9 protein-coding genes are annotated in these 10,324 nt (G+C 51.3%); 6 read left to right on the forward strand and 3 right to left on the reverse strand.

Annotated elements, in window-relative coordinates:
• Positions 1-50 precede the first annotated feature (50 nt).
• Complete coding sequence (gene ric / locus FW415_RS15995; RefSeq protein WP_148387011.1) at positions 51-803, reverse strand: iron-sulfur cluster repair di-iron protein; 753 nt, start codon at positions 801-803, stop codon at positions 51-53.
• A gap of 135 nt (positions 804-938) precedes the next feature.
• The gene (locus FW415_RS16000; protein WP_148387013.1) at positions 939-1,667 is read right to left on the reverse strand and encodes a TIGR00730 family Rossman fold protein; all 729 of its coding nucleotides are present in this window, start codon (positions 1,665-1,667) and stop codon (positions 939-941) included.
• 129 nt (positions 1,668-1,796) lie between these two features.
• Between FW415_RS16000 and FW415_RS16005 the strand changes: the two genes are divergently transcribed.
• Both FW415_RS16005 and FW415_RS16010 read left to right on the forward strand, forming a co-directional pair.
• A complete protein-coding gene (locus FW415_RS16005; RefSeq protein WP_148387016.1) occupies positions 1,797-2,171 on the forward strand; it encodes a hypothetical protein in 375 nt (124 codons plus the stop codon).
• 81 nt (positions 2,172-2,252) lie between these two features.
• Positions 2,253-3,989, forward strand: a complete 1,737-nt coding sequence (locus FW415_RS16010) for an alpha-L-rhamnosidase C-terminal domain-containing protein (protein ID WP_148387018.1) — start codon at positions 2,253-2,255, stop codon at positions 3,987-3,989.
• On the opposite strand, the gene FW415_RS16015 is transcribed toward FW415_RS16010, so the two are convergent.
• Complete coding sequence (locus tag FW415_RS16015; protein ID WP_148387020.1) at positions 3,973-5,097, reverse strand: cellulase family glycosylhydrolase; 1,125 nt, start codon at positions 5,095-5,097, stop codon at positions 3,973-3,975. The two genes, FW415_RS16010 and FW415_RS16015, sit on opposite strands and share 17 nt — an antisense overlap.
• A gap of 295 nt (positions 5,098-5,392) precedes the next feature.
• On the opposite strand from FW415_RS16015, the gene FW415_RS16020 reads away from it, so the two are divergent.
• The 4 genes from FW415_RS16020 (at position 5,393) to FW415_RS16035 (ending at position 10,220) form a co-directional block, all read left to right on the forward strand.
• Positions 5,393-6,799, forward strand: coding sequence for an alkaline phosphatase (locus FW415_RS16020; RefSeq protein ID WP_148387023.1), 1,407 nt, complete (start codon positions 5,393-5,395; stop codon positions 6,797-6,799).
• A gap of 182 nt (positions 6,800-6,981) precedes the next feature.
• Positions 6,982-8,262, forward strand: a complete 1,281-nt coding sequence (locus FW415_RS16025; protein WP_148387025.1) for an acetyl-CoA hydrolase/transferase family protein — start codon at positions 6,982-6,984, stop codon at positions 8,260-8,262.
• A gap of 221 nt (positions 8,263-8,483) precedes the next feature.
• Positions 8,484-9,026 carry an RNA polymerase sigma factor gene (locus tag FW415_RS16030; protein ID WP_148387027.1) on the forward strand — a complete coding sequence of 181 codons (543 nt, stop codon included), beginning with the start codon at positions 8,484-8,486 and terminating at the stop codon, positions 9,024-9,026.
• Positions 9,027-9,101: 75 nt separating this feature from the next.
• Positions 9,102-10,220 carry a FecR family protein gene (locus FW415_RS16035; RefSeq protein WP_148387030.1) on the forward strand — a complete coding sequence of 373 codons (1,119 nt, stop codon included), beginning with the start codon at positions 9,102-9,104 and terminating at the stop codon, positions 10,218-10,220.
• Positions 10,221-10,324: the final 104 nt, after the last annotated feature.

The raw sequence follows: 10,324 nt of genomic DNA on the forward strand, positions 1-10,324 counted from the left end.
TGTTACAGCATTGCAATGACCGGCATCAGCGCAGGCATTGATCTGTAACGCTACCGCTGAATGCTGCAACTGTTTCCCGTCATGCTCATGCTTTCTTCCATACGGCCGGCCTTCGGGAAAAGAATGTTATTCTCCAGGTGAATGTGCAGGTGCAGATCGTCCTGGAACTCTTTCAGGAGCGCATAGGTCACCCGATAGGTATTGCAGCCGTCCGGTGGTACGGAAAAATCATTGCTCAGCTCCTGTATTTTCCGGAAGCGTTCTCCTTCCTGATCATGTTCCTGCATCATCATGGCAATGGGATTGGAGACACTGCCGAAAGCAGGAGGGGGAAGGGGCGCCTGCTCTGATACCGATTGAACCATTCTTTCGATATAGGGAAACAGCATCAATTCCTCCTTTTTCATATGCATGATCAATTCTCCGGCGCTGGCGCGGAAAAGATCGAATATCAGCGCAAGCTCAGGATGATCGTTGCCGTGCACACTGCATAGCTTATGCAGATAGGCCTCCAGCACCGGTATCTGCTCTTCCACATACCGGTGGTGTTTCTGCCGGATATGCCCGGTAAGGGCGTCGAGCGGCCAGCTGTTGTAATCCGCTGCGCTGTCCTGCTGCTGCGTGAGTACCGCCGCCAGCTGGGCCGTTACCGTTGCGGGATCGATGTTCTTTTGCCGGCAGGCGTCGGCAATGCTGCGGTTGCCATTGCAGCAGAAGTCAATGTTGAATTTCCTGAAGATGGCGGCTGTACGGTAGTTTTCAGCAACAAGCTGTCCGATAATAGCCTGATCGAGATCTTGCATGATGGGATGTTTTTAAGCGTTAATGATCATGGTATATAATTAAACACCTTTTTGTCCTTAATATAAGATGTTCAAACGGCTCAAAGTTACGGCATATTCTGATAATAAAGGATAAAAATGTATTTAATTATAAGGTTACTCCGCAAACATTTTCCATCGCCTGAATTTTCCTTTCCGCTGGATGTTATATTTCTCCGTTGCATAGCGGTTGATATGTTCCATGGCTTCGTCAACGGAATCGGTGAAGAGGAGATATTTCAGATCGTGTATGCCGATGGTGCCGGCTTCTATCATGCTGTGAAAGAGGGGCATGACCGGTTCCCAGTAGGTTTTTCCGATCAGTACGATGGGGAAATCGATGATCTTGCGGGTCTGGATCAGGGTGAGCGCTTCGAAAAACTCGTCCAGCGTGCCGATGCCCCCGGGCATGATCACGAAGGCGCAGGAGTATTTAAACATCAGTACTTTCCGCACGAAGAAGAACTTGCAGCTGACGGTTTTGTCCATATACGGATTAGGGGTCTGTTCCCTCGGCAGGATGATATTGCAACCGACGGAAGGGCCACCTGCTTCTTTAGCGCCCCGGTTGGCGGCCTCCATGATGCCCGGGCCGCCGCCGGTCATTACCGTAAAACCTGCTTTGGCGATACCGGCGCCCATTTGCCGGGCTTGTTCATAATGATCTTCGCCTTCCCGGATGCGTGCGGAACCGAATACAGCCACACAAGGCCCTACGAAGTGCAGTACCCGGAAACCTTTAATGAATTCCAGCAATACCTGGAACGCAAAGGACAGCTCCAGCAGGCGGGACCGCGGCCCTTCAAGGAAATATCTTTCTTCCAGTTTGACGCGTTGATCGCTCATTTCTTTTTTTAAACAATATTCCGGCTTTCCCGCTTCCAAAGCAGTGACGGATATCAATGCGGGGATTAACAGCCGTCATCGCCCGGCTCTCCCGCGAGAAGTAGATTTGTAATATAAAAACTGGCTATCATGGAAATATTTATCACAGAAGAATCCATTATCCGGTCCATTCAGCAGGATTTCAGGAAAGCCTGGCCCAACCTGAAGATCGAATTCTACAAGAACCCTCATGCAAGCTTTGAAGCAAGCCCTCTTGCAGACCAGCTGCCTCCGGATACGCCGATCGAAGAGGTGCGTAATATTCATACATCCGCCTGGATCGATGTCAGCGGGGATGTAACGGTAAAGGCGCTGGAGGAACAATTCTTCAGGTTACTTGGCCTCAACGTGCAGGTGTTCCGCAAATCAGGGAAGATATGGCTGGCCACTACAACTACGGACCAGTGGACGCTGGCAGAGCAGGAGAACGCGGCGAGGAGCAGGGCGCATAATTTGAAAAGTTAAGCTGTTTAACGTACCCCCTTTTTTTGCCGCGCCGGGTAGGTGCAGGATACCAATCCGCGTTTTTCATCCTATTTTGACGGCATGAAACAATCGCTTCTTTTCCCTTTGCTGCTTATTGCCACTGGCTTGTCCGCACAAAAGCTGCCGCCTGTTTTCAGCGCCGGAACCCAGGCTTACACCCCGGAGTTGACGCGTACCTGGCTCAGCCCGGTAAGGATCGTTATGGAAAGCGGCATGGCCAACGCCCGCAACCTGCTGGTAAAACGGAATGGTCAGGCGGACCTTTCCAATCGTGATATCTGCACCCTGGAAAAAGCCGGTGCATACATTATGCTCGACTTTGGCCGGGAGATCCACGGCGGTATCCAGATCGTTACAGGCGTTTATAAAGGCAACAAACCCGCGAAGGTAAGGGTGCGTTTCGGCGAATCTGTCAGTGAAGCGATGAGCGATATCGGCGGGGAGAAGAACGCTACAAACGATCATGCCATGCGGGATATGATCGTTGAAGTGCCCTGGCTCGGCAGCCTGGAGCTTGGCAATACCGGGTTCCGTTTTGTCCGGATCGACTTGGTGGAAGAGAATATGGCGCTTCAGCTGAAGGAAATTAATGCCGTATTGATATACCGTGACCTGCCCTACAAAGGGTCTTTCCGCTGCAGTGATACTTTGCTGAACACAATATGGCTTACCGGGGCATACACCGTACAGCTCAATATGCAGGATTATCTGTGGGATGGCATCAAGCGCGACCGTCTGGTGTGGGTGGGAGACCTTCACCCCGAAGTGTCCACCATCTGCGCGGTGTTCGGGGAGCAGAACGTTGTGCCGAAAAGCCTGGACCTCGCCCGCGACATTACCCCCTTGCCTCAATATATGAACGGTATCGGTGCATACTCCATGTGGTGGGTATTGCTGCATCGCGACTGGTACCTGCACACCGGCAACATCCAGTATCTCCGCGAACAATCATCCTACCTGAAAGGCCTGCTGAATATGCTGATCACAAAGATCGGCCCGGATAACCGGGAAAAGCTGGACGGCGGAATGCGGTTCCTGGACTGGCCTTCCAGCGGCAATGAACCCGCCATTCACGCGGGGTTGCAGGCTATGATGGTGATGACGCTCCATGCAGGCGCGGAACTGAGCAAAGTATTGGGAGATGCCGAAACGGCAACACAATGTACCGAAGCAGCGACCCGTCTTCAGCAGCATGTCCCTGACCCCAACGGCTCCAAACAGGCTGCGGCGATGCTGGCGTTATCCGGCCTCGCATCCGCGGAAAAAATGAATAACGAAGTGATCGGGAAAGACAGTACGAAACACTATTCCACCTTCTTCGGTTATTATATGCTGCAGGCAAAGGCCAAAGCTGGTGATTATGCCGGTGCATTAAGGGATATCCGGCAATACTGGGGCGCTATGCTGGCCCTGGGCGCTACGACCTTCTGGGAAGATTTCAATATGGACTGGATACCCGATGCTTCGCGCATTGATGAAGTGGTGCCGGAGGGGATGAAAGATATTCACGGGGACTATGGTGCGCATTGCTATATCGGGTTGCGGCACAGCCTCTGCCATGGATGGGCATCGGGACCTACGGCCTGGCTGACGGAGCATGTGCTGGGCATCAAAGTAACGGCGCCGGGTTGCAGGACCATTGAAATAGAACCGCACCTGGGCGACCTTGATTTTGCTGAAGGGACCTTCCCCACACCATATGGCATTGTTTCTGTAAAACATACCAGGATGGCGAACGGGAAGGTCCGGTCAACTGTTAAAGGCCCGAAGGAGGTAAAGATTATTCTTTCGAAGTGAGCTGTTTGATGAAGTCCACTTCCTCCTGGATATAAGGGGTACCGTCTTTCCGGAAAATGTCATGGAACCAAAGCTCCGGCTCGGCGGTATATGTTTTCTTCCAGCTGTCCCAGGGATAATTCGTTTGCGATTTCCCTTCCGCAAAACCCCAGTTATAGGCTGCTATCTTGTGCTTCCGGAATATCGGCAGAATGCTCTGGAAAGTGCTTTGCCGCGGCCGGGCCATATATTCCGTACAAAGCAAAGGCCGCTGATAACGCTGCAACTGCTGTACTTTTTGTTCCACGGACAGGCTGTCGTCATAAGTATGGAAAGAGATCACATCAGACTCTTCGATCATCAGCCTGGCGATGGGGCTGAGCGTGGAGTCGCTCGTCCAGTCCCCGGTCCAGATCCCGGTGGTCAGCGGTTGCTCCGGTTGTACGGCCCTGGCCCATTCGAAAGTCTTTCGCAGCAACGGCAACACATAATCGCTTTTGTTTTCCAGTTCCACATGCCCGTAAGCGCTGACATTGGGATTGTCCGGCTCGTTCCAGACGTCCCAGCAGATGATCCGGTCGTCCTGCGCAAAACGTTTCACGGTGTTTTTTACATAGGCTTCCAGGCGGGGATACTGTGTGGAATCCGTCAGCACCTTGATGCCGGGGCTTTGCACCCATCCTGAATTATGTACATGCGGCTTCGGATCGCGCTGTTTTCCGAGGGCAGGGAAGGGATCCCATACGGAGTCGAACAGCACGAACATAATGCTGATGTTATGCCGTGAGGCGATCTGCAGGAAAGTTTCCATCCGGTTGAAGAGGCCCGCAGAATCCTGCTCATAAAGCAGGTCGTGCAGGAAAACGCGCATGGTGTTCATGCCAATAGAGGCTGCATGCCCAAGCTCGGTATTGATGGCAGCGGTGTCGAAGGTTTCCGCCTGCCACATTTCCAGCTGGTTGATGGCGGAACTGGTAATGTAGTTTGCGCCCACCGGCCAGTCCTGCCGCGCATACCACTCATTGGCTTTTTCCGCGCTCCATTTTTCCGGAGCGGTGGTTTTCTGTTCTGTTGTGCCGCAGCTGCCCAAAGCGGCCGCAAGCAGGATCAGTAACAATGATCTTTGCATAATCTGTATCAGTTTAAGCGGATAAAATACAAAAAACTTCCATTTTGATGCGAACAAAAATGTAATCTGTTCGGCATTAATTCTGTGTTAATTAGTGGCATCGCATTGGATGCATATCGGTTTCGGCCCATCTTTGTACATTCCATTCAGGGCCGGGAAAGCATACCTGTGCGCTGCTCAAAAGACAAAACATACAGATGCAGCCGGCATGTATAAAGCAATGTTTAATCCCGCAGGGGATTGATGATTTATATATCGAAGGCTCATCCCGCCCGAAAAAAGTAAAAACGAACGGATGAAAAGAAGAGATTTTTTCCGCAATACCTCACTGGCCGTATTCGGCAGTGCAATTGCAGCACCGGTTAGCGCCCTGGCATCTTCCGCCGCTACCGGAAGGAAAGGCGACCACGCCAGGAACATCATTTTTCTGGTGAGCGACGGCATGAGCGTTGGAACGCTCGGCATGGCCGATTTGCTGTTACAGCGGAAGGAAGGCCGGAGCAGCGAGTGGATGCGCCTGTACACGGAAGGGCTGGTGAAACGTGCGCTGATGGATACCGCTTCCGCCAGCTCGCTGGTAACTGATTCCGCCGCGGCCAGTTCTTCCTGGGGCGGTGGCATGCGGGTAAATAACGGCTCCCTGAACGTTGGTCCCAACGGAGAGGAATACAAGCCCATTCTGCAGAAATTCAAATCGGCCGGCAAGTCCGTAGGATGTGTGACCACTGTGCCGATAACCCACGCCACACCCGCGGGATTTTGCGTGAACAGCAAAAGCCGTGGCGATCAGGCGGACATCGCCCTGCAATACCTCGATCTTCAGTTCGATATCATGATGGGCGGCGGTGCGGAGTTCTTCAGCAAAGACAAAAGAAAGGACAAGGCCGATGTATTCGGTCAGTTCAAACAGAAAGGATATCATGTGCTGCAGAACAGGGAAGCTATGCTGACTTTGCAGCGCGGTACAGGAAAACCGGTACTTGGCGTATTTCATGAAGACGGATTGCCCTACACGCTCGATGCCATGCAGGATGCGGCGATCACAAAGGCAATACCTACGCTGGCAGAAATGACGAAAACAGCGATCGATCATATGAACACCAACAGTAAGGGTTTTGTACTGCAGGTGGAAGGCGGTAAAGTGGACTGGGCAGCGCATGCCAATGATGCAGCAGGTTTGCTGTATGACCAGATCGCTTTCGATGATGCCATAAAAGTAGCTGTGGATTTTGCGATGAAAGACAAGCATACCCTCGTCATCATCACTACCGATCACGGCAATGCCAACCCCGGTCTGTTCTCCGGCTCAAAAGCCAATGCAAACTTCGACAGGATACAAAAATACCGGCATACGAATGACTGGATACTGCACGGCATTCGCAAGGATTTTTCAGCGGCGCAGGTGATAGAGCGTATCGAAGCCGCACAGGGGTATGCCATCAAAAAAGAAGAAGCTGCGCAGTTGCTTTCTCACTACGCCAAAATGGATGGTGACGGCCTTTATAATCCCTATAAACTGCCTTTTAAAGAGCTGGCGGTCATGCAACGGCAGTACAATTCCATCGGCTGGGGCGCAATGGACCATTCCGGCGATTATGTTGAACTGGCAATGATGGGCCCTGGTAGCGAAAACCTCAAACAATTCGTCAAAAATACAGACCTGCACTACCTGATGCTGGAAGCGGCGGGAGTAACGGAATAAGAGGGCCGGCTATGGTCCGCATGGATGGGGTTGTACGGGTAACGGAATGCCGTATCCTCCCATTGGAAAAGTCCCGGCAGGCTGAAAAATGGCTGCCGGGATTTTTATGAAGAATACCCGTCATCCGTCCCAATGATGCTTGTCATTCCCTATATGGCCGGAATATCGCACTTTTGTATCCTATGAAAGGTAATTATATTGATGCGGCTACCGCCGTTCAGGCCATACAGTCAGGACACCGTGTATTCATTCACGGTAGCGCCGCTAGTCCTGTTCATATTATCAAAGCCATGCAGGCCCGGCATGCGGAACTGAAGAACGTAGAACTGGTCAGCATCACCACATTGGGCGACCTGGATTTTGACCAGCCTTCATTCCGGGAAAGCTTCTTCTTCAATTCACTTTTTGTTTCGGCAGCCACCCGCAAAGTCGTGAACAGTGCTTCCGGCGATTACGTGCCTATTTTCCTCAGTGAGATACCGCAATTGTTCTATCGTGGTATCCTTCCGCTGGATGTAGCCATTATACAGGTGTCCCCACCGGATGTACATGGATACTGCTCTCTCGGCACTTCTGTTGATATTGCGCGTGCCGCTGTAGATACTGCGAAACATGTGATCGCCCAGGTAAATCCCCGCATGCCGCGTACGCATGGGGACGGTTTCATTCATATGGACAAGATCAATGCTATGGTTATTCACGAGGCGGAACTTCCTGTTGTGGACTATTCCAGCGCGGTTTCCCCGGCTATAGAGCAGATCGGGAAGAATATAGCGGCGCTTGTGGAAGATGGCGCCACCTTGCAGTTGGGCATCGGGAGCATTCCGGACCAGGTATTGAAGAACCTGGTTCATCATAAAGACCTTGGTCTGCATACAGAAATGATGTCCGACGGTGTGATACCGCTGATCAAAAGCGGTGTGATCAATAACCGGTGCAAGAAGCTGAATCCCGGCCGTTCCGTTACCTCCTTTATGACCGGCACGCAAAAGTTGTATGATTTTGTACATGACAATCCCGCTATCCGGGTGATGGATATCAGTTATGTGAACGATACCAGTGTCATCCGCCAGAACCCTAAAGCCGCCGCTATCAACAGCGCCATTGAGATTGACCTCACCGGCCAGGTATGCGCGGATTCCATCGGTACCTGGCAATATTCCGGGATCGGCGGTCAGATGGATTTCATCCGCGGCGCATCGCTTTCGCCGGGGGGCAAACCCATCATTGCGTTACCATCCGTTACGAATAAAGGCATTTCCCGCATCACGCCGTTCCTGAAAGAAGGGGCAGGTGTGGTGACCACGCGCGGGCATATTCATTGGGTGGTTACGGAATATGGCGTTACCGACCTGTTTGGCAAAAATCTGAAACAACGGGCCAAAGCGCTTACGGCTATTGCGCATCCTGATCATCGGGAGACACTGGAGAGGGCGTTTCGGGAGCGGTTTGGAGGAGGTTGAGCGGGGGGAAGGGGGCTGCCCACACCGAAGACGGCGGTGCCGCGGTACGCAATTGCATTCTTCAGGTTAAAACATTAGCAATGTTTGTCATTATACAAGCATGACGTCTATTTTAGATTTTTTTCCGACAATATCCCCATTATTATGTATTTTGTGCAACAAACCAACCAATTTCATTGATAAGATCAATTTAGAACTGTGCTGTATTAGTATTATTGTATATGCATCTTTTGGAGGACACTGCATTATTGGACATGATCAGGGAGGATGACCGGAAAGCGTTCACAACAATTTATGACCGCTACTGGGATCGCTTATACGCCTCCGCATTTTACCATCTGAAAAGTACCGCCGCCGCTGAAGAAATTGTACAGGATGTCTTTGTCACGCTCTGGCAGAAAAGGCACGAGCTGCAGATCGGGGAACTGTCCAAATATCTTTCCGCCATGGTGCGTTATGCCGTTTACCGTTACATGGCCAGGGAAAATCAGCGCAGGGAGCTGCATCTTTCAGCCGGAACGCCTGTTATTGCACCTGCCAGCACCCTTGAGCACAAGCTCATGCTGGAGATCGTGGACAGGCTCAGTTGCGAATTGCCCGAAAAATGCCGTATCGTATTCCGGGCCACCAAATTATATGACCAGTCCATCAGAGAGGTTGCCCAAAATCTCAATATCTCCCATAAAACAGCGGAAGCCCATCTCACAAAGGCTTTACGCATTATCCGAATGAACCTCGGCAAAGCCTTTCACTTCTTTTTCTAGATTTTTTTTCAAAACACTAAGGGTAACCTTCCCCGGGAAGACTCTATACTTGTAAACGCCCTTCCAATACCAACCATGGACCAAGATCATTTACATAAACTGGCACAGAAGTTCCTGGAGGGGACGGCTACCGACGTTGAAAAAGCACAACTGCACGAATGGTACGATCAAAACGGAACATTCCCGGAAATACCTGAAGATGCTGACATATTGCGGCTGCGGATGTTGCAGGCGATCGACCGGCGGACTGCCGGCAGAAGCAGGTGGTATCGCCGGATGGCGGCCGCTGCTGCAGTATTGTTGCTGATCACCGCAGGCGGATATTTCTTTTTTGCGGATCAACCGGCACAAACGGCTGAAAACACGGGTCATTACAAACACGATGTGGCGCCGGGTGGCAACAAGGCAACACTTACACTTGGCGATGGCAGCATTATCGAGCTGGATAGCGCACAGAACGGAGCACTGGGCAGCCAGGGCAATACGCAGGTCATCAAGCTTGCCGGTGCGCAACTGGCCTACGACAACGGAAATGCCGGGAACCAGGCTGTATTCTATTACAATACGGTCAACACCCCACGGGGAGGCCAGTACCAGATCATTTTACCGGATGGCAGCAAGGTATGGCTGAATGCGGTTTCGTCCCTGCGCTTCCCGACGGCGTTTTCCGGAAAGGAGAGAAAAGTGGAACTGACGGGTGAGGCATTTTTTGATATTGCGCATAATGAAAATCAACCCTTCATCGTAGCAGTGGATAAAATGGAAGTGGAGGTGTTAGGTACCCAGTTCAACATCATGGCCTACGCTAATGAATCTTCCATGAAAACTTCCCTGCTGCGTGGCGCGGTAAAGGTAAGGAGCGAAGGGGCCAGCAGTTTGCTCAAACCGGGGCAACAGGCCCGGCTGCATAAGAACGGAGATCTGAAAGTAATAGATCTGCCTTATGCAGAAGAAACGGCAGCCTGGAAAGATGGCTTGTTCCTGTTCAATAACGAGGACCTGGATGCCATCATGCGCCGTATCAGCCGCTGGTACAATGTAGATGTCGCATTTACAACTGAAAATATAAAAACACAGACATTCACCGGGCAGATTTCCAGGCAGGAGAAGCTTTCCGAAGTGCTCAAAATGCTTGAGCTGACGGAAGCAGTACATTTCGGTATCGAGAACAGAACGGTTACGGTAAAACCCTGACCGGCAAAATACAAGTGAACAAAACAGCGAATAAAGATCAACCATTATTATAATAGAGGGGAAAAATTTCAACATTCAGAATCAAACGAGTACTGCGTAATTAT

The sequence above is a fragment of the Chitinophaga sp. XS-30 genome (genome assembly GCF_008086345.1).
Lineage (GTDB): Bacteria > Bacteroidota > Bacteroidia > Chitinophagales > Chitinophagaceae > Chitinophaga.